The sequence below is a fragment of the Streptosporangium sp. NPDC006930 genome (genome assembly GCF_040635605.1).
GTDB lineage: Bacteria > Actinomycetota > Actinomycetes > Streptosporangiales > Streptosporangiaceae > Streptosporangium.
The window spans coordinates 94,028-116,159 of the sequence record NZ_JBEYID010000012.1; the positions used below are offsets into that span (position 1 = coordinate 94,028).

Consider the following 22,132-nt stretch of genomic DNA (forward strand, 5'->3'; position numbering starts at 1 on the left):
CCAGGTAGGAGACAGCGGGCATCCCCGCATCACGCCAGGGTGAACTCCAGGTAGGAGACGGCGGGCATCGGCAGGGTGAACTCCAGCCGCAGGGTCCCGTCCTCCGCGCGGACGGTACGGGCGGGCTCCAGTTCGTCCAGGCCGTTCGCGGCGTGGAGCCGTTCCCACTGCCCGCCCGCCGGCCAGTCGGCACCCCCGCCGATCTCCGCCCATACCGCCCGGATGTTGGAGTGCCGCTCGTCGATCCGGTGGTGGCCGACCGTGTACTCCCCCTCGGTCAGGCCCTCGACCGTGAGGGTGACCTCGCGTGACAGGATCGCCGCGCCGCCGGCCCTGTCCTGGTCGAGGGTGCCGTTCCACACCAGCACCCCGACGGCGCCGGTGGCCGAGCGCGCCGCCCACACCTCGACTCCCGCGACGTCACCGGTGGCCGAGCAGGCGAGCTCGTCCTCGCCGAGGCGGTCGGCGAGGGTGAGCGCGAGGTAGCGGGGCTTGCGCAGGTTGCCGACCGTGAGCAGGCCGAACCCGCCGTGGAAGAGCGCCGGTGGGCGGCCCAGCTCCTCGAAGTGGTCCGAGGCCACCCAGTGGGAGAGCGCGTCCACCCGCCCGGCCGCCGACCTCATCCCGTGCAGCAGGAACGTCGCCCCGAACGGCCCGTCGCCGATGCCGTGGAAGTGCGTGGGGGTGGGGCCCCACTCCGTCCACCAGATCGGCGTGCCCTCGCGGCCGTGCCGTTCCAGGACGGGCCGCCAGTCGAGCGGGGCGTTGCCGTAGGTGTGGGTGGAGACGAAGTCGAGCGCCGCGCCCGAGGCGTCCACGTGGTCGATCAGCTCCTGGACCCAGCCGTTCGCCGCCGAGGACGGACCGCCGACGCGGATGTCGGGGTGGACGTCCTTGACCGCCGCCGCCGACACGTCGTACAGCCGGAAGAACTCCTGCGGCGTGCCGCTCCAGAAGACCTCCAGGTTCGCCTCGTTCCACACCTCGAAGGCCCAGTTGTCGACCACCTCGCGCAGGCCGTACCGTTCGACGAGGTGGCGGGTGAGGTCGCGGACCAGGTCGCCCCACCGGTCGTAGTCCCTGGGCGGCGAGATGATCGCCTCGTAGCCGAAGACCGTCTTCGACGGGTCGGAGGCGAGGTCTCGCGGCATGAACGACAGCTCCACGATCGGCCGCATGCCGAACGCGGTGATCGTGTCGTAGACCTCGTCCACCCGGGTGAAATCGTGCACGGGCCTGCCGTCCACCTCCCGGTAGACGCCGAGGTCGTCGCAGAGGATCGCGTGGGCGCGCACGGTCTCGACGCCGAGTTCCTCCCGCGTCGTCCACAGTGCCTCGGTCAGCTCGGGGCCGATCGGGCGGCCGCCCACGGTGTCGGCGGAGAGCATGTACGACAGGTGCTCGGAGCCGATCATGTACTTCCACGGCCTGGGCAGGGGCCGCGTGCTCGTCGAGGCGTCGACCCGCAGGACCGTCGCGCCCGGCTCGGCGAGCGGCGCGGCGAACACCGCCTCGGTGAAGGGGCCGGTCCGCTCCATCGTGGTGACGGCGGCAACTCTGTACCAGGCGGGCTCCCCGCGCGTGTCGACGTAGCGCGGATCCGGCACGGCCGGTACGTCGACGTCGCGCTGCTTGGTCGAGGTGTACGGCCCCGCCTCGGCGGGCGCGCGGTGGACGAGGTAGCCGATGGCCCCGGCCACCGGTTCCCAGGCCAGCGTGACCTGCCCGCCTCCGCTGTCGGCGCGCAGTCCCCGGGGGGCGGTGACCTCGATCCGTCCGGCCGCGGTCACCTCCCCCGACGCCCGGTAGATGCGGGCCTGCCAGTCTCGGCGTGCGGCGTCGGCCGTGCTCATGGATACGTCTCCCCGATGGTCGGTGTGGGTGGGGTGGGTGTGCGCGGTGGCGTACGGCTCACGCGCGAGAAGCAACGCACGTGAGCGGCACGATTCACCTGGGAGGCACGACGGTCACTTGGGAGGTACGACGGCCCATTCCTCCTGCCGCAGGACGGGCGCGAGCTTCGCCGTGACGTCGCGGGTCGCGAAGTGGCGGCGCAGGCTGTCGTCGGCGAGCGCGTTGCCGAGCGCGATCATGATCATTCCCTGGTCGAGGGCAAGGTACTGCTTGGCCACCTTGCCGCTGCGTACGGCGACCGCGTCGTAGAAGCCGCCCGGCCCGTAGGCGTCGAAGTTCGCCCTGAGCCTGGCGAGGTTGTCGAGGGCCGCGCCGGGCGTGTGGCGCAGCGCGAGGAACGACGCGTGCGGGGTGACCACGCCGTCGCCGTAGGACTCCGGCTCCGGCTGCCCCTCGCGGCATCCCTCGAACCCGTAGTCGACGGAGGTGCGCTCCTGGTCGGAAGTGTAGCCGGGGGTGTCCATGCCGATCGCGTCCACGCCGTACTCGCGGTAGCCCCCGGCGGGGTCGTTGGACGGGGAGAAGCCCCAGTAGCCGTACTTCGCCTCGTTCATGCCGTGCTCGATCTGGGCGGCGATGTAGACGGGCTGGTTGCGGCCCCAGCTCTTGGCGCCCCAGACGTCCTCCGGTACGAGCTGGGTCACCATCAGCTCCTCGAACATGCTGCCGCCCCAGGTGGGCACCAGGCGCATGCCCCGGTAGCCGTACGTGCCCTCGAAGACGTTGACGCCCATGTAGGTGCGCCAGGTGCCGACCGGCTTCTGCTCGGCCCACGACCAGTCGCAGGTGTCGGGGAAGGTTCGCCACATGCCGTAGTAGTGCTGGGGCGGGAGCTGGCCGAGGGCGATGCCGACGTAGCTCGCGATCCTCGCCTCGGTGAGCGCGCCGTAGTGGTGGCAGGTGGAGTGGACCGTGGTCCCCGAGTCGTTGTAGTCGCTCTCGACCGAGCAGCCGGTGGGCTTCTCCGGCCAGAACCCGCCGCGCAGCAGCCCGGTGCCCGCGTCCGGCCGGGCCTGCGGGTCGTAGTAGGACTCGAAGTCCATGCCACTCAGCAGCGCCCCCGCCTGCTTGGAGGCCTCGGGAACGGCACTGCGGATCATCATGAGGGCGGCCGCGAGCCAGCCGTTGTCGACACTGGACAGGAACGGCTGCACGACGGAGCCGTCCTCCGGCCAGGTGCGCACGACCTGCAGTGTGCGCGGGTCGTACCAGTTGTAGAACTGTCCGGTCGGGGCGTGGCGCTCCAGTTTCGCCGTCGAGGCGAGCGCTGTGGCGACGCGGCGCCGGGCCTCGTCCCTGGAGATGAGGCGGACCTCGCGGGCGGCCACCGTACTCCACAGGTAGGTGGCGATGTTGGTCGGCGAGGTCACCTTGGCGCGGGTGCCGGGGGCGAGCGAGCCGTCGATCTTGTCGGAGGGCAGCCCGGTCGCCGGGTCGGCCATCGCGACCATGGACTTCCAGGTGTCGGCGGCGTAGCGGCGCAGCACCTCCCGCTGCCGCCCCGCCGCCGAAGCCGTCGAAGGTGTCGACGTTGTCAAGGGGAGATCAGGGGATAGGAGGGGAGACGCGGAGGGGGCGGGGGAAGGGGCGGCCGAGGCGGGAGAGGGGGCTGCCGCGATCAGGGCGAGACAGGCCGCCAGGGCGGCCGCGTGACGACGACGCACGGGGGGCTCCTTACGTGGATTACTTGAGTCCGGTGGAGGCGATGCCCTGGGTGAAGAAGCGCTGCAGGAAGACGAAGAGGACGAGGACCGGCAGCACGACGACCACCGCCCCGGCGATGAGCAGCCCGTACTGGGTCCCCTGGTAGCCGTTGAAGATCGCCAGTGCGACGGGCAGCGTGTATTTGTCCTCGCTCTGGGCCACCACCGCGGGCCAGAGGAAGTTGTTCCACGAGCCGAGGAAGGTGATCAGGCCGAGCGTGGCGAGGGCGGGCCTGCAGAGCGGCATCACGATCCTGAAGAAGATCCGAAACTCCTTGGCGCCGTCGACCCGCGCGGCGTGGATCAGCTCGTCGGGGATGTCCGCGATGAACTGGCGCATCAGGAAGATGCCCAGCGGGGTGACGAGGCCGGGCAGGATGATCCCGAGGAAGGTGTTCACCAGGCCGAGCTTCGCGATGAGCACGAACTGCGGGATCATCACCACGATGGCGGGCAGCGCCATCTGCGTCAGGACCAGCGCGAACAGCACGTTCTTGCCGCGGAAGGCCATCTTGGCGAAGGCGTATCCGACCATCGAGCAGAACAGCAGGTTGCCCGCGACGGTGGCGAGGGCCACCACCGCGCTGTTGAAGAACACCTGCGTGATGTTCATCTTCTCCAGCAGCTCGCCGTAGTTGCCGAGCGTCCACTGCGTCGGCAGGAACTCCGGCGGATCCCGCCTGATCTCGCTCTCCGGCTTGAACGAGGTGAGCAGCGTCCAGACGAACGGGAGCACGACGAGCACGAGCCCGGCGCTGAGCAGCGCGTACGTGGAGAAGCGGCGTTTCACCAGGGCCCCGCGCCCCGGCCTCTCGGAAGCCTGGCCTCTCGCGGGGGCCTTACGACCCGAAGCGGTTGTCATCTGGACCTCCCGACCCGGAACTGCAGGACCGCCAGCGCCACGATCACGGTGAACAGCACGCTCGCCGCCGCGGCGGCGTAGCCGTAGTTGCCCGAGCCGAACTGGTTGTAGATCGCGAGCGAGGCCGAGGTGGTCGCCCCCGCCGGGCCTCCCCTCGTCATCACCAGCGGCTCCTCCATGAACTGGGCGAACCCGATCGAGCTGTAGACGGTGCAGAACAGCAGCGCCGGACGGAGCATCGGCAGCGTGATGGAGCGGAAACGCTCCCAGCGCCCGGCCCCGTCGACCTCCGCCGCCTCGTACAGCTCCCTGGGAATGCCCTGCAGTGCGGCCAGCAGGACGACCATGTCGAAGCCGAAGCTCCGCCAGGCGGTCATGACGATGATCACGGGAAGCGCCAGGTTCTCGTCGGCGAGCCAGCGGGGGCCGTCCACGCCCACCGCCGCGAGCACCTGGTTGACCAGTCCCGCGTCGGGTTCGAGCAGGAACCTCCAGGCCACCGCGACGCCGATGATGCTGGTGACGTAGGGCAGGTAGTAGCCGAGCCTGAAGAACGCGGCCGGTAGCCGGGCGATCCCCGAGTTCAGCGCCACGGCCGCGCCCAGACCCAGGGCGATGGTGAGCGGGAGCGCGGTCACCACGAAGATCAGCGTGTTCAGCGCCGCCTGGCGCATGAGCTCGTCGTCGAAGAGCCGCAGGTAGTTGTCGAGCCCGACGAGGTTCACCGCCAGGGGGTCGCGCACGTCGGTACTGCGCATGTCGGTGAAGCTCATGCCGAGTTCGACGAGGAGCGGCCCCGCCCAGAACACCGCGAACATCACGACGAAGGGCGTCACGAAGATCCAGGCCAGACCGGTGCGGCGGAATCCGCCCCGGGGTCTCCACTGCCTGGCGGGGGCCGGTGCGGTGGACTCGCGCGAGTCCACCCGCTCGCTGACCACCATGGTCAGACCCCGGTCCCGATGGTCTCGGCCTGCTCCTGGACACGCTTGGCCGTCTCCTCGGCGGTCTGCTTGCCCAGGGCCATCTTCTCGACCTCGGTCTCCATCACCTTGGCCACCTGCTCCCAGGTCGGGACGGCCGGTACGGCCTTCGCGTCCTTGAGCTGCTCGCCGAAGACGGTGACCCGCTCGTCGGCGGTGAGCGCGGGGTCCTGCCAGGCGGCCTCGACGCTGGGCAGCGCGTTGACCTTGGTGTACCAGGTGGCCTGGACCTTGGGGTCGACGAGCCAGCTCAGGAACTTCCAGGCCGCGTCGCGGTTCTTCGCGTCCTTGAAGACCACCATGTCGCTGCCGCCGACCAGGCTGGGACCTCCCGCGCTGCCCTTCGGGTAGGGCGCGACGGCGAACTTGTCCCCGAAGCCGTCGCCACCCTCCTTCTCCAGGCCCGCGATCATCCACGGCCCCGAGTAGAAGGCGCCGACCTTCCCCTTGACGAACGTCTGCGGGAAGGCGCCGGTCGGCTGGTCGGTGCTGGAGAGCCCGCTCTCGAAGAACGAGCCGTACTGCTTGAGCGCCTTGACCATCTCGGGCGTGTCCAGCGTCCACTTCCCGTCGGAGACGATCTCGCCGCCCGCCTGCCACACCAGCGGCAGCACCTCCTGCCAGGAGCCCTGCCGGAAGTTCTGCTCCACGCCGAGCGAGGCGCCGCCCTTCTCCTTGAGCGCCTTCACGAAGGCGGTGGTCTCCTCCCAGGTGACGGGCGGCTTCACCGACGCCCTCGAAGCGAGGTCCTTGCGGTAGTACAGCGCGCGGGTCTCGACGTACCAGGGCACGCCGTACGCGGTCCCCTCCACCTCGACCGTGCCCCACGCGCCGGGGAAGAACGCCGACTTGTCGATCAGGTCGGCCGGGGTGGGGTCGAGGGCGCCGGTCTTCGCCATCTCACCCATCCAGGTGCTGCCCAGCATGGTGATGTCGGGGGTGGCGTTCCCCGCGATGGCCGCGGTGATCTTGTCGTGGGCGACGTCCCAGCCGAGCGGGGTCACCTTGATCGTGATGCCGGGGTTCGCCGTCTCGAAGTCCTTGGCGAAGGCGCCCAGCGCCTCCCCCTCCGCCCCGATCGCCCAGACCGTGACCTCCCCGGTGGCCTTGCCGGTGTCGACCTCCCTCGCCTGTTCCGCGGCCCCCTCCCCGCTCCGGCCGCACCCGGCGAGTACCAGTCCCAGCGCGAGGATCCCGACGGCGTACTTCTTCACTTTTCCTCCAGGGGGTGAGGACCGCAGCTGGATCGGACGATCAGCTGGGTGGGGAGAATCTCGGACTTCGGGACGGTACGGGTGCCTCTGATGAGCTCGTCCAGCGCGCGGGCGGCACTGGCGCCGAGCAGGCGCATGGGCTGGCGCACCGTGGTGAGGGCGGGCCTGGCGTGGCGGGCGGCCATGATGTCGTCCCAGCCGGTGACCGCCACGTCGCCCGGCACGTCGAGGCCGAGTTCCTCGGCCGCCAGGATGACGCCGAGGGCCACCTGGTCGTCGGCGCAGATCACCGCCTGCGGCCGGCCCGCTCCACCGGCTCTTCCCGCTCCTCCTGCTTTCCCTGCCCTCCCCGCTTTTCCCGCTTTTCCCGCTTTTCCCGCGAGCAGGGTCCGCCCCGCCTCGTACCCGCCCTCCACGGTGAACTCGCAGGGCAACGGCTCGGGGGGCCGGATCCCGTGGTCGGACAGGACCCGTCTCACCCCGGTCCAGCGCTGGGTGACGTCGCCCCCGTCGTCGTCCCCGGCCATCGCGAAGGTGGAGTAACCGTGGCCGAGCAGGTGGGCGGTGAGCGCCTCGGCCGAGGCGGTGTTCTCGCTGCAGACCGCGTCGGCCCGCTCGACGGGGGCGCGTGCGAGCAGGACCAGCGGCGTCCTGCTCCTGACGATCTCGTCCACCACGGCGTCCTCTACGGTCCTGCCGAAGATCACCATGCCGTCCACCCTGCCGACCAGGTCCCTGACCAGGTCCTGTACGGCGGCCCGCCCGCGCGTGGACAGGATGAGCACGGAACGGCCGAGCTCGGAGGCCACCTCCTCGTAGCCGAGGAGGACCTCGGCGAAGTAGGGGCCCGACAGGTCGGGGAAGACGATCCCGTTGGCCGCGTGGCGGCCCTGGGCGAGGGAGACACCGAGGCGGCTCGGGGTGAAGCTGAGCTCCTCGACCGCCCTCAGCACCTTCTCGCGTGTCCCGGCCGAGACGGGTCCGGTGTTGCGCAGAGCCCGGGAGACGGTGGCGATGGAGACGCCCGCCCGCTGCGCGACCTCGTAGATGGTCGCACCCTGACCTTCGTCGCTGTTTGCCACCTGTCGTCCGATCTCCCTGCCTAGTGGAAGCGCTTACACTCAATGACGACTGAAGGTGGAAGCGCTTACAGTGGATGCTCGGAGTCAACCACCGAACGTAATCACCGGTAAAGGTCTGTTACATCACCGTTACCAAACAAGCACGGTGCCACATCGACCGTCGTGAGCACCGTGACACCGTCGTCGAACCGGCCGACGACCCCGCGACCTGTCCCGAGGGCGTGACAGCACGGGCTTTCGCCGCCGTGCGACATGGCCGACACTGAACGCATGTCGAGACGCGCACTGACCTGGTCGGGGGTGGCCGTGGCGCTGGGGGCGCTGGCCGCGCTGGGATGGTATTTCATCGCGGTCGGCCTGGATCGCGCCGACAAGCTCGCCAGCGTTCTTGGGGCCTTCGTCGGACTGCTGGGACTGGGTCTCGCGATCTACGGCACGGTCTCCTCACGCCCGGAAGCGGCCCAACCCGAACCGGGTGGCGTGCACAACGAGATCAGCGGCACCGTGCACGGCAGCGCGGTGCAGGCGAGGGATATCGAGGGCGGCATCACCTTCGGCGCCCCGAAGCCACACAAAGCGCAGGACACGGACTGACCGTCCTCCACAAAGACAGCGATCACACCTCACCTGCACCCGGGCCGGCCTGTGCTCATATCGGTCGGCCGTGAGCCCGCCGTGATCGATCACCCGGGCGCCGCCTATGAGGTCAACAGTCATGACCTCGATACTTTCGCCCCCTTCTCAGGAATATGAGAATCCCGGGAAGAAAGTACTGCGTGCACCGTTCATACCATTATGTTCCTGACGTCTCCGGAGTCCGCCGATCACCGGAATCGAGCATCGACAAACCGGATGTCGGAACATGCGGCCATAGCGTGAATCCGGAAGGGCTGTCGCGGCACACATCCGGTTGACACCCCCCGCCCGACCCCGACTCGGCGTCGAACCGTCGTAACCCTGCGCATCGAGAATCGGCGGAGTGGCACGAAGAACACTTTTCACTCAGCCCGCTTTACCCCCGTTTCGGCCGACCGTTTGCTCTTTCGGCTGTTTCCGCGTGTCGGTTTTCCCATTCCGTTGTCCCGGAGAAGCGTCCGACATATGCTCCGCACAGGTGAAACGCTCAGCCAAGCCGAGTGGAGGCGGGCATGGCTCGTTCCTGGGAAGCCGACCCTTCCGCGTTGTTCGAGCGGCGATTAGGAAAGTCCGCCAAAGAGTTGGATCGTTCGGACGGCCGTGACGAATGCCCAGACATCTGGCAACTCAGCAACGGTGACATCGCGGTGATCGGCAGGGACCTCACGGCCGCCTATGGCCCTCACCTGCCGGAAGGCGTGTCCCTCTCCCCGGATGAGCGCCTGGTCGTCATCCCGGGCATCATGCTCAGCGCGGCGAAGGCGGACATCCCCGATGCTTGATCCCGGCGCCCCCTTCCCCGTTCCCCCACAGGGCGAGAAACTCGTCAGGGAAGCCTACAGACGCGACTTCCGGCAACGGGACGCGCGGATTCGCAATCATGACTCCTGGAAGTTCGAGCGGCGGCAGCACTTCGAGGAGCAGGGCAGTCCAAGTCGTGACGCCTTTCGCCGAGGCGACTGGGACGAGGCGCTGCGGCTTCTCGACGAAAGGCGGGACGACCTGCTCGCGCTCACCCGGGAGGACGAACGTCGCGGCTCCTTCTTTCACCGGGTACGCGTGGTCGAGACGCCACTCACACCGTATATGCGATGGGAGCTGCACTCTCTGCGGATCCGCGCCGAATGCGGTGAGAGGATCCGTGTGATCGGCGTGGAAAGGGTACAGGCCCTGGAGAAGACCGATCCACTGCCGGAAGTGGTCATCCTAGGCGGGCAGACCCTCTACTACGTCCTCTACACCGCGACCGGTGTCCCGGACGGCGCGGTCCGCTACACCGATCCCGGCTTCATCGCAAGTTGGCAGAAATACATCGAAAACCTCTATGAGGCCGGTGAAGATGTGATTTCCTACTTCGACCGCGATTTGGTCCATCTTCACTCGCCCCAGCCGAAGACGGAGTAGACGTCAGAAAGACCGGAGAGGAAGAAGAGCACTCCGGCGGTTCGCGTTCCGAGCTGTCAGGGTCCTCTCGTGATGTCGTACAGGCCAGAGATGTCAGTGGCGGGGTTCACTTCCACGACCACGGCAAACACATGAGAACTGACCGTTCACCACCGCTCACGGCTTCAGCTTGAGCCTCTTCTTCGACGCCCCCGGGAACACGACGACCAGGTGCTCCTCCCCCACATCACCGACCCGCACGTAGACACGGAGCCGGTAGCGGCCCTTCCCCGCGATCGCCAGGTTCGGCATAGGGGCACCCGCGCCCACCTCTCCGCCCTCGCCCATCTCCGGCACGGTGAGCCGGCCGCTGCGGCTGACGACCGGCACCTCGGTAACCTGATCCCACCCGGCTGTCCGCCGCGGCGGCGCGGTACGGAAAGCCTTCACCGTGAGGCACAGATCGATGACGTCTTCGACGTGCCCGACGAGCACCGAGCTGCCGACCGCCCCGATGAGGGCTCCGTCGTCGTAGAGCTCGTCTGTCGCTTGCTCCGCCTCCTTCTCGCCCGCTTCGTCTTCGGGGTCGTGGACCAGATAGCCGTGATCGCCGTCGGCGAAAAGGAAGTACGTGGCCGAGGCCTGGACGACCCCCTTCGTCCGGGGCCACGGGTCGCGGCACTTCGCGTTCTCCTCGGCGATGTAGGCGGTGTTCGCCGCCTCCTTCTCCGCGGTCGACCGCAGCAGATCGGGATGGGTCGCGCCGACGATCTCCGGGCAGACGTAGACGAGGTCCCACGGGTCCGCGCCCCACGCGGGCCGTGCGCTCCCGGCCCGCGTCAGAATCGCCTCCTGCTCTTCGCGGTCCTTCGCGCGGCACAGCGCCCGCCCGTACGCGAGGACCCCCTGGTCCGACAGGCTGTCGGGAAACATGGGCGAGACTCCGCCCTCTGTGCTCCGCGCCCGGCACAGGAACTCGGCGTCGCGTTCCGCGGGTTTCAGGTCGCCGAAGTTGCGCCGGTCGTAGCAGTCCATCGACCAGCCGGTGTGGGTGAGGTGCGGGGTCTGCTCCGGGTGGATCATCGCGATGATCGGCAGTACGGCCACGGCCGTCACCGCGACGCGGATCACGCGCCACCGCGCGGGCGGAAGGTCCGCCGGATGGCCCTCGGTGGAGAGTTCACGGGCGGTCGCCGCGATCCACACGACGCTGACGAGACCGACCGCGTCCATCATGATCGGCACCACCGGACCGCCGTCGGCGATCCCCGCAAAAAGCATGTTGAACGGGATCACCAGCGCGTAGACGCCCACCGACAACCACCCGGCGACCTGCGTGCCGCGACTCCACCGGCCGTCGCGCCGCTGCCCGATGACCGTGATGACGGTCGCCGCCACTCCGCCCAGCAGCAGGCCCAGTTCGGCGATGCCGCCCGATCCGAACTCCGGAAGGTCGAGTTCGTCGAGCAGCTGGTTGGCCATCCCCGCCAGTTCGACCGCGAACATCGCTCCGGCCACCGCGCGCAGCACGCGGGACCGCCAGCGGATGACGAGCAGGTAGAGGACGTCGACCGCGGTCCACAGCACGAGCTGGAATGCCGTGTTGGCCGCACCGGGGATCAGCACGATCGGGTACCACAGCACGAGGGTGTACGCCACCGCCAGATACAGCAGTCGGCGCAGTGCCTTCTCTCGGCGGTCCAGCGGTCCCGGCGCGGGAGCACGCAGGATCAGCCACAGGAGCGCGGCCTTCACCAGGGCGGCCACGAGCAGCACCACGGTCGTCGGGGTGTCGAACCCGTCGCGCCCGTAGAACTCCCCATAGGCCGGCGGCGACCATTCGACGGCCACCCAGAGCCAGGCGTCGCCGAGCAGCAGGCCCGCGACCGCCGCCGCGAGAACCAGCCCTACTACCCCAATTCTAATAATCCGCCATAGATTATCCGAAAGCACGAGATGCGATCTTAGCTTGGTTTTCCTGCCGTATTTTCAGAGGCTTGAGGGGCATTATGGAAGCTCGAATACCGCTGGTTGTTCAGCGAGCCGGAGAATCCGAGCCGGCAGGCGCTCGTGCGCACACGCATGACGACACGCCATGACACCCGTCGCGACGGCACATCTCCCCGTCAAAGACCGGCGCCATCGATCTCACGGGGTCGGCGGACCAGGGAATGTCCGTTTTACCGACCCGTGGAATCTCCGCCGTTGACCCCGCAGCCTCGCGTGATGAGGATCGGGGGAGACTGATTACGGAGGTGTTACGCGATGGCCAAAGTGCTGATCGTCACCGGTGACGCGGCGGAGGACCTGGAGGTGATGTACCCCTACCAGCGGCTGCTCGAGGAGGGGTACGAGGTGGACATCGCCGCGCCGAGCGCCAAGAAGCTGCAGTTCGTGGTGCACGACTTCGTCGACGGCTTCGAAACCTACACCGAGAAGCCGGGCCACACCTGGCCCGCCGACCTCGCGTTCGCCGACGTCGACCCCGAGCGGTACGTGGCGCTCGTCGTTCCCGGCGGCCGGGCTCCCGAGTACATCCGCAACGACCGCGACTGCCTGGAGATCGTCAGGCACTTCGCCGGGGCCGGCAAGCCGATCGCGGCGCTGTGCCACGGGCCGATCCTGCTCGCGGCGGCGGGCGTGCTGAAGGGGAGGGAGAGCAGCGCCTACCCGGCCTGCGCACCGGACGTCGAGGTGGCGGGCGCGACCTGGATCGACAGCGAGGCCCACGTGGACGGCAACCTGGTGACCGGGCGGGCCTGGCCCGACCACCCGGCGTGGATGCGCGAGTTCGTGAAGGTCCTCCGTGCCGCAACCGGCTGAGAGCCAGGGACTCCTCTCCTCGGTCCAGCGCGCGCTGCACGTGCTGGAGGTGGTGGCGTCGGCCGGTGACGGCGTCACCGCCAAGGCCGTGGCTCGGCGCTGCGGCTTCAAGCTGTCCACGACGTACCACCTGCTGAACACGCTCATCCACGAGGGCTACCTCGTCCGGCTGCCCAACTCCCGGGGCTACGGCCTGGGTTACAAGCTCACGTCGCTGAACCAGCGTCTGCGTGACCAGCTCGGCAGCACGCCGCTGGTGTCGGAGGCGCTGCAGCACGCCCACCGGATCAGCGGCACCGCCGTCTACTACAGCGTGCTGCGGGACGCCCACCTCGTGGTCGCGGAGGTGGTCGACTCGCCGGAGACGCCGCGGGTGCAGCCGCTGGACGTGGGCTTTCACGAGGCGGCCCACGCGACGGCGTTCGGGAAGGTGCTGCTCGCGCACCTTCCGGAACGCAGGACCTATCTCGCCGAGTTCGGGCTGCGCCGCCTCACCGAGAGCACGATCACCCGGCTGGAGGAGTTCGAGGCGGAGCTGGGCCGGGTGAGGGCGACGGGGGTGGCCCAGGAGGTCGAGGAGTTCCGTCCCGACCTGGCCTGCGTCGCCGTTCCCGTCCTCGACGCCTCGGCGAACGTGGTCGGCGCCGTCGCCGCCTCCGCCCCGCTCGGCTACTTCCGCGCGCACCGCGACCTGATGATCGAGGGGGTACGCGAGAGCGCCCGGCTGCTCGGCCCGTGGAACGCCCCCGAGGATGCCGGGACCGCCTTCGACCAATAATCATTTGCACCCTGATATCCCGGGAAGTGCGAAGTTCTCGCGAGGGTGCGAATCCAATGCGTTCGAATGGGCGACTCTGGTGCTCTGGCAGGCCATAGGCCTGGCGGAAGATCACGTCGCCGATCCTGTGCCTCGCCGTCCGGAAGTCCTGATCGCGATCGGCCCCGGTGAACATGCATGGCCGAGGGCCCCGATCGCTTTTCGCGCGCCCCGCATCCGGTTCCGCGTCAGCCGTTTAGCTGTAACATGCCTTGTTACAGACAGGAGGGCCGATGGCCGCGAACAGCCGGCTGACGATCGCCGTACACGCGCTGACCTGGATCGCGCTCGCCCAGCGGCGCGGGCAGGAGTGGCTCACCTCTGAGCAGGTCGCCGCCAGCGTCAACACCAATGCGGTGATCATCCGACGCAGCCTCGGCGATCTGCGCCGGGCGGGCCTGGTGGAGGTCCGCCACGGGGCCGGGGCCGGCTGGAGCATGGCCCGCGCGCCCGAGGACATCACCCTGCTTCAGGTGTACGACGCCGTGGAGCGAGAGCCGCTCTTCGCCATGCACCGCACCGAACCCAACCTGGAATGTCCGATCGGCAGGGGCATCCGGCCCGTGCTGGACGTGGTCTACGACCGGGCCGACCAGAGCCTGCGCCGCGAACTCGGTCTCACCTCGATCGCCGACGTGCTGCGGGACTGCCTGTAGGCACGCCGACGCCTGCCTTCAGTAGTAACAATGTTTGTTCCATCAACACGGAAGGAGCCTCACCGGTGGAGGACAGTCGATACCCGATCGTCGAACTCAGGCAGTACACGCTGCACGAGGGTGAGCGCGACGTACTGGTCGACCTCTTCGAGCGGGAGTTCGTCGAGCCGCAGGAAGCGACGGGAATGACCGTCATCGGCCAGTTCCGCGACCTCGACGCTCCGAACCGATTCGTCTGGCTACGCGGATTCCCCGACATGGAGCGCCGCGCCGAGGCGTTGCGTTCCTTCTACGGTGGTCCGGTCTGGAAGGCGAACCGCGATCGGGCCAACGCGACGATGATCGACTCCGATGACGTGCTGCTGTTGCGCACCCGAGAGGACTTCCCGGCAGCGGCGCGGCCTGCACTCGGCGATGCCACTCCGACGTCGATCGTCGTCGCGACGCTCTACCACCGCGACCGGCCGTTCGACGACGCGTTCGCGGACTTCTTCGACCGCTCCGTACGACCGGTGCTGACCGAGACCGGAGCACGGCCGCTCACCTGCCTGCGGACCGAGTACGCCGAGAACACCTTCCCCGCCCTGCCGGTCCGCACCGGGGAGAACGTCTTCGTGTGGTTCTCCCGGTTCGCCGGCCCTGACGATCTCGCCGATCACCAGGAGCGGCTGGCCGGCTCACGCACATGGCGCGATCGGGTGCTCCCGGAACTGTCGGAAACCCTCACCGGCGCTCCGCGGCAGCTCCGGTTGGCGCCCACGGCCAGGTCATCGTTGCGCTGAGGCGTGGAGCACACGAAGACGGGCGGTCAGAGCATCAGCGCCAGCACCGCCCAGCGGTTTGGCCACGTCGTCTCGCACCCACGAGCCGAGCCACGCACCTGCCACCAGTACGAATTTCGCCATGGCGGCAACGTAGCGGAACAGACCGACAATCCCGGTCGCGACCGCGAGACCGTCGGCCCGCCGACGCGCCTGGTAGCGTTCGCGGACGGGGGTGTCCGGGACCGATCGGGTGGAGCAGCACGAACGATGAGCGCCGAGTCGACGCCGCGCGAGGCGATCGCCGAGCACATGGTCGCGATCCCGGCGGGAAACGTCTTCCTGCGGGACGAGGGCACGAAGGCGATCTGGAAGGTCGAGATCGGGGCCTTCGAGCTGGCCCCCCATCCGGTGACCCGCGAGCTGTACCGCGCCGTCCTGGGTGAGGCCCCCGCGAGCCCGGCGGGGCCGCGGACGCCGGTGACCGAGGTCTCCTGGATGGACGCCGTCCGGTTCTGCGACCTGCTCTCGCGGGCGGAAGGCCTCGCCCCCTGCTACTCGATTGGCGACGACCCCGACGGCCAGGACGTGGTCTTCGACCGGGAGGCCGACGGCTACCGCCTCCCGACCGAGGCCGAGTGGGAGTACGCGTGCCGGGCCGGGACCACCGGCGTCCGCTACGGGGAACTGGACGAGATCGCCTGGCACCGCGGCAACTCCGGCGGCGAGGTCCACGACGTCGCGACCAGGGCGCCGAACGCGTGGGGGCTGTACGACATGATCGGCAACGTGTGGGAGTGGTGCTGGGACGTCTACGACCCCGAGGTCTACGGCCCGTACCGGGTGTTCCGGGGCGGGGGTCTCTACGATCACCCCCGGGGGTGCCGGGCGTCGTGCCGCCGCAAGAGCCACCCGACCTTCCGCATCGACGACCTGGGATTCCGGCTCGCCCGATCGCGGTAAGGACAGGCCTTGCCCTCGATGAGGCCCAAAGCGGCCTTGGTCCGGGAAAAGTGGCAAGGTAGCGGGTTTGCGGCTCAACCCGAGATGGGCACTCTCACTCCTGCGGCCGGTGGTGCGGGACCGGGTGCTCCGGCGCTGACCGGCGTTCCCCCGGCACTTCAGCACGGGACGGATCGCACACGGAGAGTCAGGCGACCGTCACCGTCCGGGACGCGAACCGCACACGTCACCTCCACCGCGAGGGGCGCCGACGCGAAGAGGAGAGATCATGTCGAACCCGCCGCTTCCCGAGGAAGCAGTCGCCATGCTGAAGAAGCCGAATCCGGCCGTCATCACGACGCTTCAGCCCGACGGCCGGCCGGTGTCCACCGCCACCTGGTATCTCTGGGATGACGGCATGATGCCGGATCCGACCGGAGCAGCCCTTCCGGAGCCGCGAAGACGCTCCGTCCGGGAGGAGGGCACGATTTTCGGCCGGGCCTCGGCTCCCTCCATCCGCGCACACGCTGTGTAAGCATTGACAACTCACCGTTGCCGCCGGGAGGAGGACCATCCGTGTGTACCCGCCTCGCCCGCGCCGCCGTCCTGGCCGCACCGCCCTGTCCGCTCCCGACGCCCTGGCGGCTTCGGCCGGCCCCGTCCAACCGGGTGTCTACGAGATCGTCAATGCCAGGGGAGACTGCCTGCGCGGTGAGGGCGACTTCAACGCCAAGGCGCTGGTCGGCACGCGTGACACCCGGTGGGAGGTGGCTCGCGGCGCCGAGCACGACGGCTTCGTCATCACACGCGCGACGACGGCGAACTGCCTGGCCCACGCCCTGGAGCTGATCTATCCTCCGTGGGCCGCCACACTGCCCTGCGACCTGGCCCGCGCGTCCCTGTGGACCTTCACCGACGCCGGCGAGCGCCGGGTCACATCTCCATGGGCGGTTCCGCCCACCTCACCGACCGAGGCGGTGACAGGCGAACCGTCGTCCTGCTGCCCTCCGGCACGGAGGGCAGCAGTAGACCCTCAGGCGGGTGTGACGTTTCGAAGACGTCAGTGATGCCCGGCGACGGGCAGGACCTCGCTTCGAGGGCGGCGGCGAGGACATGCGCCGCCCAGCGCAACTTCGAGTCATCGTGTCAAACCCGGGCTGTTCGCCGCCGTCGTCACGGGAGGGCCGACACTCGCACCACCGCTCACACCCTGAGAAGACAGGATCGCCAAGTCAGCGCCGGGCAGTGACGACGATCTCTCCGAGCCGGGCGTTGGAGTCCAGGTAGCGGCGGGCTTCCACGATGTCGGCCAGATCGAAGGCGCGGCCGATCACAGGGGGGTTGAGGAGCCGGCGGTCAGGACCGTGTCGACGAACGCCACGGCGCGACGCGGCCGCTCGGGGTCCTCGGCGACCTCGAACAGGGTGTGGACACGACTGTTCAGCGTCCGGACGCGCCGGGCAGCGGGGTGCTGCGCGCCGCAGACGATCAGGGTGCCACTGGTAACGGCGGCGACGGACTCCACGCCGGCACCGACTACGACAGCAATCGAAGTCGCTGCTGATGCCCCACAGAGCGCCCTCAGGAAATTGGTCAGGCCAAAATCTTGACAGGGCAACGGGCCAATGGCACGCTCAACCGCACCAACATCCGCCAACTAGCGAATCCCCTCCCTGGTTATTGGAGATAGATCATGCGTCGTTGGACAATCGCGGCGACAGGCATTCTTTCCATGCTTCTCGCAGCCTGCACCTCAGCGGAGACGTCAACCGAAACTGGTAAGACCACCATCGGGATGGTTACCCAGGCATGGGACAATCCTGCGATCAAGGACATGGCGGATGCCGCCATCGCGCAGGCCGCCAAGCACCCCGATGTGGAACTGCTGGCTCAGGACAGCGCCAACATGCAGGACATGATCAGCAAGGTGCAGACCATGATCTCGCGGCGGGTCGACGCGCTCGGCATCGAACCGTGGGACAAGCAGCAGATCATGCCGATGCTCCAGCAGGCCAAGCAGGCGAACATCCCAGTCTTCATCCTTCAGTCACAGGTGCCCGGCACCGACGGCAACGGCTTGGTCGTGTCCTCGCTCATCGGGGATGAGACCGCGGGCGGGAAGGTGGCCGGCCGATGGCTCGGTGAGAAGCTCGGCGGGTCCGGCCGGGTTCTGGTGCTGGAGGGTGCACCGGCCGACACTCCCGGTATCGAGCGAGCCGACGGTTTTGAGCAGGGCCTGGCCGAGACAGCGCCCAACGCCAAGGTGGTCGCCCGCCAGCCTGCCGACTGGGCACGGGACAAGGCGCTGCGCGTGACGACGGACCTGCTCACCGCAAACTCCGACATCGACGCGATCTTCGCTGACAACGACGAGATGGCGTTCGGCGCGCTGTCCGCCCTGCGCGCCCGCAAGCTGGAGGACAAGGTCACCCTTATCGGCTACAACGGCACCTGCATCGGCCTGCAGGCGACCTACCAGGGCACGTTCGCGGCCGACGGGATCCTGTTCCTGGACCAGATCGGGGCCAAGTTCATCGACGCCTCCCTCGCCACCATCAAGGGGGAGAAGGTTCCCGCCAAGATCGAGCCGCCCATCACGCTGCTGTCGACCGAGCACCTCAAGGAGATCGAGCAGGGTGCGAAGAGCGTGACGGTGAACGGCTCGCCGTTCGAGGTGGACGACACACTGCGGGCCCGCGTCACCAAGGCCATCGAAGGAAAGTGCTGATGGCGGACGACATCCGGCGGACGGGGGACATCAGGTGAGCAGGCCACTCCTCCAAGCCGTCGAGGTCACCAAGACATACTCCGGTTTCAAGGCGTTGGACAGGGTGAACTTCAGCCTTGAGCCGGGTGAGATCCACGCCCTCGTGGGAGAGAACGGCGCGGGCAAGTCGACACTCATCAAAGTGCTGACCGGCGTGCACTCCCCGGACGGAGGCCGCCTGGAGGTCGGCGGCACGCAGACGGCGCTGCGCAACCCGCTGCACGCGGAGAAACTCGGCATCTACGCCATCCATCAGCACCTGCCGCTGGTGCAGGGGCTGACCATCCTGGACAACTTCCTGCTGGGAAACTCCCGGGCCTCGCAACGGACGACCCGATGGGGAATGCTCAGCAGGCGCGGTGCCAGGCCCATCGTGGAAGAGTCCCTGGCGATGATGGGGCTCGACTTCGACGTCACGACACAGGTCTCCGCGCTGTCGGTGCCCGAAGCCCAGCTCGTCCAGATCGCCCGCGCGCTGGCCACCGACGCCAGGGTGCTGATCCTCGACGAGCCGACGGCCTCGCTGACCGCCGCCGACCGCGACGCGCTGTTCGAGCGACTACGCGGCATGCAGAAGCGCGGCGTGGGGCTGGTCTACGTCAGTCACCGCCTGGACGAGATCACGACGCTCTGCGACCGGGCCACCGTGCTGCGCAACGGCGCGGTCGTGGAACGACTCGGCAAGGCGGAGCTGGACGTGGACTTCATGATCGCCGCGATGCTGGACCGGCCGGTCCAGGCGATGTACCCGCCGACGACGGAGCAGGCCGGCGACGCGGCTGTGCTCACGGTCTCGAATGCCGGTGTCGGCGATGCGCCTCCGCTCTCACTGGAGGTACGTGCCGGCGAGGTGCTCGGCCTCACCGGCCTGGTCGGCGCCGGGATGGTGGAGGCCGCGGAGGCCCTGGCCGGCGTGCGCCCGCTTACCGGCGGCCAGGTGACGCTCCAGGGCAGGCAAATCCACGTCTCCTCACCCGCGCAGGCGATGCGCGAGGGGATCGGCCTCGTACCCGAGGACCGAGCGGACGCGCTGGTGGCAGGTATGAGCATCGAGCGCAACCTCGCATTGACGATCGCGGCCTGCCCAACCGTACGGGGCTCGATCCGCGGCGCGGCCGCCATGCTGCGCAGGAAACAGGTCAGGCAGGCCGCGCTGGAGGCGATCGCCGACTTCAACATCCAGCCCTCGGATCCGGCGGCGCCGGTGGGGGGCCTCAGCGGAGGCAACCAGCAGAAGGTGGTCATCGCGAAGTCTGTGGCGACCCGCCCGAAGGTGCTCATCCTGATCGAGCCGACGGCGGGCGTGGACGTCGGCGCGCGTGCGGAGATCTACGCCATCCTGCGCGAGCTGGGCCGTACGGGGGTGGCCGTGATCCTGGTCAGCTCGGACGGCCAGGAGATCTGCGGCATGAGCGACCGGGTGCTGGTCTTCCGCCGCGGTGCCATCGTCGCCGAACTGCCTCGCGGGACGGACGAAAAGGAGATCATGCGTCATGCGACAACCTCCTCCTCGATGCATCCCGCAGCCTGACGCCATGACGGAAACGGTGAACACCGCCGACCGCCCCGAACCGGCGAAACCGGTCGCCGGCCCGGGGCGGGCACGGCCGGGTGCCGACGGCGCGTCGGCGCCCTCTCGCTTTTCACATCAGCGGCAGGCCTCCGGTACCGTGAAGACCGTGTCTGGCCCTCTTCACGATGTGAAAGAGCACGTCGTCAATCTGATTCTGAACGGCGAACTCTCTCCCGGAGACGCACTGCCGGCCGAGCGAGAGCTCGCGACGCGGCTGGGGGTCTCCCGGCCGCTGGTGCGCGAGGCACTGCGCAGCCTGGAGGCCGTCAACATCGTCGAGTCCAGGCGCGGTGCCGGCACCTACGTCACGGACCTGAGTCCGGAGTTTCTCCTGGCTCCGCTGAGCTACGCGTTCCGGCTGGTCCGCGGCTCGGAGATCGACCTCTTCGAGGTACGGCGCTTTCTCGAGCCGCAGGCGGCGGCGATGGCGGCGATGCACCTGCCGGGCGACGACCTCGGCGAGCTCGACCAGTTGCTGGACGAGTTGGACGCCTCGGACCAGCACACCTTCCCCGAGCTCGACATCGCGTTTCACGAGTGGATCGTGCGCCGCACGAACAACCGCCTGCTACTCAGCGTGGTGCGCGGCATTCGTGATCTGGAGTATCAGGTGCTCGCGGTGACCGCGAGCAGCACCGAGTCCCGGCTGCTGTCGGCCGCCGAGCACAAGGCGATCGCCGCGGCCATCCGGGCGCGTGACCCGGAGCGGGCGAGGGCGGCGATGCTACTGCACCTGGCTCGGGTGGAAGACCAGTTCCGCCCCGCTTAGACCCCGCCCCGCGGCTCTTACCGTACTGAGGAGAACTCGGACGGCGCCTCTCCGGGCGGCCCCGCGGCGTGCCGCGCGACCGGCCACGACAGGCGAAGATCCAGTGTCCAGGGGTCCTACGGGTCCGCCCTGATGCGAGATCCGCGGGGAGATCCCAGAGTCGGCCGAGACAAGCCGGGCCGCTTCCCGCGCGCCCGGCCGCTTGGGCACGCTCATACATACGCGTGTCCGCCCCCTACCCGGACATGCACACGCCGGGCCACAAACGTGCCCGTGGTACGCGTGTCCTGTCACGCCGCACGCGCGTACCGGGCCGGATCGTCCTCGTCCTGCTCTTCCCCGGCCGGTCAGACCTGCTGATCACGGGCCATGGCGACCGCCCGCCACACCATCGTGCCGAGCAGACGGACCTTGGCCCGATCCGTGACCCCCTCCCGCGCCGCGTCCCCGGACACGGCGCGCCTGAGCCTTTCCTCGTCGACGGCCGGACCCGCGTCCAGTACCGACTCGGTCTCCGTGGCACGGAAGGGCCGGTCCGCGGCGCCGAACGCAACAACGCGCGGCCGGTCACCTGGCGGTAGCAGGCAGGCGGCCCCCGCCTCGGCGAAGTCGCCGTGTCGCTGTGCGAACTCGCAGAAACCCCAGCGTGTACCTGTCGGGGGAATCTCCAGGGTGAGGCGTACTAGGATCTCGTCCTCCTCCAGCGAGGTGGACATGTAGCCCCAGAAGAAGTCGGCAGCGTCCACGGTGCGTGACGCGGTGGCCGAGCGGACCTCAAGGCGGGCGTCGGCAAGGAGCATGACGGCGGGCATCTCGGCCGACGGGTCGGCGTGGACCACGCTTCCGCCGACGGTGCCCCGGTTACGGATCTGGTCGTGTCCCACCCAGGTGGCCGCGTGGGCGAGCAGCGGCCAGCTGCGCCGTACCTGCTCCGACAAGGCGACGGTGGCGGTGGTCACCATGGCGCCCAAAGACAGGTGGGAGCCGCTCACCTGCACGGACGTCAGTTCCGCGACCCCGCCCAGGTCGATGAGCACCGGTGGTCTGACCAGCCGGAAGTTCATCATCGGGATCAGGCTCTGGCCTCCGGCGATCACCTTGCCGCCGTCCTCGGCGGCTTCGGCCAGCAAGGTCGCGGCCTCGTCCAGCCCGGTGGGGGCGTAGTACTCCATCGTCGCGGGCTTCATGACGTCCTCCAACAGCTGGACTGACCAGTTTTTGCAGACCAAGGATAGATTCCCTGGTAA

The 22,132-nt window shown here is 68.8% G+C and carries 22 protein-coding genes; 13 read left to right on the forward strand and 9 right to left on the reverse strand.

Annotation, left to right across the window (positions count from 1 at the left end):
* Positions 1 to 29: 29 nt before the first annotated feature.
* The 6 genes from ABZ664_RS21750 to ABZ664_RS21775 form a co-directional block, all read right to left on the reverse strand.
* The gene (locus ABZ664_RS21750) at positions 30 to 1,853 is read right to left on the reverse strand and encodes a hypothetical protein (RefSeq protein ID WP_362512587.1); all 1,824 of its coding nucleotides are present in this window, start codon (positions 1,851 to 1,853) and stop codon (positions 30 to 32) included.
* A 114-nt stretch (positions 1,854 to 1,967) separates the two neighbouring features.
* Positions 1,968 to 3,452 (reverse strand): glucoamylase family protein, encoded by a 1,485-nt coding sequence (locus ABZ664_RS21755; RefSeq protein ID WP_362512590.1) that lies wholly within the window; start codon positions 3,450 to 3,452, stop codon positions 1,968 to 1,970.
* A 145-nt stretch (positions 3,453 to 3,597) separates the two neighbouring features.
* Positions 3,598 to 4,479 carry a carbohydrate ABC transporter permease gene (locus tag ABZ664_RS21760; protein WP_362512593.1) on the reverse strand — a complete coding sequence of 294 codons (882 nt, stop codon included), beginning with the start codon at positions 4,477 to 4,479 and terminating at the stop codon, positions 3,598 to 3,600.
* A complete protein-coding gene (locus tag ABZ664_RS21765; RefSeq protein WP_362512596.1) occupies positions 4,476 to 5,423 on the reverse strand; it encodes a sugar ABC transporter permease in 948 nt (315 codons plus the stop codon). Before ABZ664_RS21765 ends, ABZ664_RS21760 begins: the two co-directional genes overlap by 4 nt.
* Positions 5,424 to 5,425: 2 nt before the next feature.
* Positions 5,426 to 6,676 (reverse strand): sugar ABC transporter substrate-binding protein, encoded by a 1,251-nt coding sequence (locus ABZ664_RS21770; RefSeq protein WP_362512600.1) that lies wholly within the window; start codon positions 6,674 to 6,676, stop codon positions 5,426 to 5,428.
* Positions 6,673 to 7,758: a LacI family DNA-binding transcriptional regulator gene (locus ABZ664_RS21775; RefSeq protein WP_362512603.1), complete on the reverse strand. Its 1,086-nt coding sequence runs from the start codon at positions 7,756 to 7,758 to the stop codon at positions 6,673 to 6,675. The genes ABZ664_RS21770 and ABZ664_RS21775 overlap by 4 nt, the downstream gene beginning before the upstream one ends.
* A gap of 270 nt (positions 7,759 to 8,028) precedes the next feature.
* Between ABZ664_RS21775 and ABZ664_RS21780 the strand changes: the two genes are divergently transcribed.
* From ABZ664_RS21780 to ABZ664_RS21790, 3 genes are all read left to right on the forward strand, one after another.
* A complete protein-coding gene (locus ABZ664_RS21780; RefSeq protein WP_362512606.1) occupies positions 8,029 to 8,352 on the forward strand; it encodes a hypothetical protein in 324 nt (107 codons plus the stop codon).
* Positions 8,353 to 8,906: 554 nt separating this feature from the next.
* Positions 8,907 to 9,176 carry a hypothetical protein gene (locus ABZ664_RS21785; RefSeq protein WP_362513013.1) on the forward strand — a complete coding sequence of 90 codons (270 nt, stop codon included), beginning with the start codon at positions 8,907 to 8,909 and terminating at the stop codon, positions 9,174 to 9,176.
* Positions 9,169 to 9,798: a DUF6879 family protein gene (locus tag ABZ664_RS21790; RefSeq protein WP_362512609.1), complete on the forward strand. Its 630-nt coding sequence runs from the start codon at positions 9,169 to 9,171 to the stop codon at positions 9,796 to 9,798. Before ABZ664_RS21785 ends, ABZ664_RS21790 begins: the two co-directional genes overlap by 8 nt.
* A gap of 156 nt (positions 9,799 to 9,954) precedes the next feature.
* On the opposite strand, the gene ABZ664_RS21795 is transcribed toward ABZ664_RS21790, so the two are convergent.
* Positions 9,955 to 11,730 carry a hypothetical protein gene (locus tag ABZ664_RS21795; protein WP_362512612.1) on the reverse strand — a complete coding sequence of 592 codons (1,776 nt, stop codon included), beginning with the start codon at positions 11,728 to 11,730 and terminating at the stop codon, positions 9,955 to 9,957.
* Positions 11,731 to 12,042: 312 nt separating this feature from the next.
* Here ABZ664_RS21795 and ABZ664_RS21800 point away from each other — a divergent pair, with 312 nt between their 5' ends.
* The 7 genes from ABZ664_RS21800 (at position 12,043) to ABZ664_RS21830 (ending at position 16,843) form a co-directional block, all read left to right on the forward strand.
* Positions 12,043 to 12,600 (forward strand): DJ-1/PfpI family protein, encoded by a 558-nt coding sequence (locus ABZ664_RS21800; RefSeq protein WP_362512615.1) that lies wholly within the window; start codon positions 12,043 to 12,045, stop codon positions 12,598 to 12,600.
* Complete coding sequence (locus tag ABZ664_RS21805) at positions 12,584 to 13,378, forward strand: IclR family transcriptional regulator (RefSeq protein ID WP_362512618.1); 795 nt, start codon at positions 12,584 to 12,586, stop codon at positions 13,376 to 13,378. The genes ABZ664_RS21800 and ABZ664_RS21805 overlap by 17 nt, the downstream gene beginning before the upstream one ends.
* Positions 13,379 to 13,650: 272 nt before the next feature.
* Entirely contained in the window at positions 13,651 to 14,073 is a 423-nt protein-coding gene (locus ABZ664_RS21810) for an Rrf2 family transcriptional regulator (protein WP_362512622.1), read from the forward strand.
* Between the two features lie 65 nt (positions 14,074 to 14,138).
* On the forward strand, positions 14,139 to 14,855 hold the full coding sequence (locus ABZ664_RS21815) for an NIPSNAP family protein (protein WP_362512625.1): 717 nt from the start codon (positions 14,139 to 14,141) through the stop codon (positions 14,853 to 14,855).
* A gap of 249 nt (positions 14,856 to 15,104) precedes the next feature.
* On the forward strand, positions 15,105 to 15,797 hold the full coding sequence (locus tag ABZ664_RS21820; RefSeq protein WP_362512628.1) for a formylglycine-generating enzyme family protein: 693 nt from the start codon (positions 15,105 to 15,107) through the stop codon (positions 15,795 to 15,797).
* A 268-nt stretch (positions 15,798 to 16,065) separates the two neighbouring features.
* The gene (locus ABZ664_RS21825; RefSeq protein ID WP_362512631.1) at positions 16,066 to 16,311 is read left to right on the forward strand and encodes a pyridoxamine 5'-phosphate oxidase family protein; all 246 of its coding nucleotides are present in this window, start codon (positions 16,066 to 16,068) and stop codon (positions 16,309 to 16,311) included.
* Between the two features lie 43 nt (positions 16,312 to 16,354).
* A complete protein-coding gene (locus tag ABZ664_RS21830) occupies positions 16,355 to 16,843 on the forward strand; it encodes a hypothetical protein (protein ID WP_362512635.1) in 489 nt (162 codons plus the stop codon).
* Between the two features lie 263 nt (positions 16,844 to 17,106).
* Here the strand turns inward: ABZ664_RS21830 and ABZ664_RS21835 are convergent, their stop codons facing one another.
* On the reverse strand, positions 17,107 to 17,301 hold the full coding sequence (locus ABZ664_RS21835) for a hypothetical protein (RefSeq protein WP_362512638.1): 195 nt from the start codon (positions 17,299 to 17,301) through the stop codon (positions 17,107 to 17,109).
* Between the two features lie 270 nt (positions 17,302 to 17,571).
* Between ABZ664_RS21835 and ABZ664_RS21840 the strand changes: the two genes are divergently transcribed.
* The 3 genes from ABZ664_RS21840 (at position 17,572) to ABZ664_RS21850 (ending at position 20,885) form a co-directional block, all read left to right on the forward strand.
* Entirely contained in the window at positions 17,572 to 18,504 is a 933-nt protein-coding gene (locus ABZ664_RS21840) for a sugar ABC transporter substrate-binding protein (RefSeq protein WP_362512642.1), read from the forward strand.
* Positions 18,505 to 18,538: 34 nt separating this feature from the next.
* A complete protein-coding gene (locus ABZ664_RS21845) occupies positions 18,539 to 20,074 on the forward strand; it encodes a sugar ABC transporter ATP-binding protein (protein WP_362512646.1) in 1,536 nt (511 codons plus the stop codon).
* 148 nt (positions 20,075 to 20,222) lie between these two features.
* Positions 20,223 to 20,885: an FCD domain-containing protein gene (locus tag ABZ664_RS21850; RefSeq protein WP_362512650.1), complete on the forward strand. Its 663-nt coding sequence runs from the start codon at positions 20,223 to 20,225 to the stop codon at positions 20,883 to 20,885.
* Between the two features lie 347 nt (positions 20,886 to 21,232).
* Here the strand turns inward: ABZ664_RS21850 and ABZ664_RS21855 are convergent, their stop codons facing one another.
* Entirely contained in the window at positions 21,233 to 22,072 is an 840-nt protein-coding gene (locus ABZ664_RS21855) for an FAD binding domain-containing protein (RefSeq protein ID WP_362512653.1), read from the reverse strand.
* Positions 22,073 to 22,132: the final 60 nt, after the last annotated feature.

What these genes read in the sequence shown, in the direction of transcription:
- ABZ664_RS21840 (WP_362512642.1), top strand. Translation starts at nt 17,572, where the DNA reads ATGGTTACCCAGGCATGGGACAATCCTGCGATCAAGGACATGGCGGAT.
- ABZ664_RS21825 (WP_362512631.1), top strand. Translation starts at nt 16,066, where the DNA reads ATGTCGAACCCGCCGCTTCCCGAGGAAGCAGTCGCCATGCTGAAGAAG.
- ABZ664_RS21780 (WP_362512606.1), top strand. Translation starts at nt 8,029, where the DNA reads ATGTCGAGACGCGCACTGACCTGGTCGGGGGTGGCCGTGGCGCTGGGG.
- ABZ664_RS21800 (WP_362512615.1), top strand. Translation starts at nt 12,043, where the DNA reads ATGGCCAAAGTGCTGATCGTCACCGGTGACGCGGCGGAGGACCTGGAG.
- ABZ664_RS21855 (WP_362512653.1), bottom strand. Translation starts at nt 22,072, where the DNA reads ATGAAGCCCGCGACGATGGAGTACTACGCCCCCACCGGGCTGGACGAG.
- ABZ664_RS21820 (WP_362512628.1), top strand. Translation starts at nt 15,105, where the DNA reads ATGAGCGCCGAGTCGACGCCGCGCGAGGCGATCGCCGAGCACATGGTC.
- ABZ664_RS21790 (WP_362512609.1), top strand. Translation starts at nt 9,169, where the DNA reads ATGCTTGATCCCGGCGCCCCCTTCCCCGTTCCCCCACAGGGCGAGAAA.
- ABZ664_RS21810 (WP_362512622.1), top strand. Translation starts at nt 13,651, where the DNA reads ATGGCCGCGAACAGCCGGCTGACGATCGCCGTACACGCGCTGACCTGG.
- ABZ664_RS21760 (WP_362512593.1), bottom strand. Translation starts at nt 4,479, where the DNA reads ATGACAACCGCTTCGGGTCGTAAGGCCCCCGCGAGAGGCCAGGCTTCC.
- ABZ664_RS21785 (WP_362513013.1), top strand. Translation starts at nt 8,907, where the DNA reads ATGGCTCGTTCCTGGGAAGCCGACCCTTCCGCGTTGTTCGAGCGGCGA.
- ABZ664_RS21750 (WP_362512587.1), bottom strand. Translation starts at nt 1,853, where the DNA reads ATGAGCACGGCCGACGCCGCACGCCGAGACTGGCAGGCCCGCATCTAC.
- ABZ664_RS21765 (WP_362512596.1), bottom strand. Translation starts at nt 5,423, where the DNA reads ATGGTGGTCAGCGAGCGGGTGGACTCGCGCGAGTCCACCGCACCGGCC.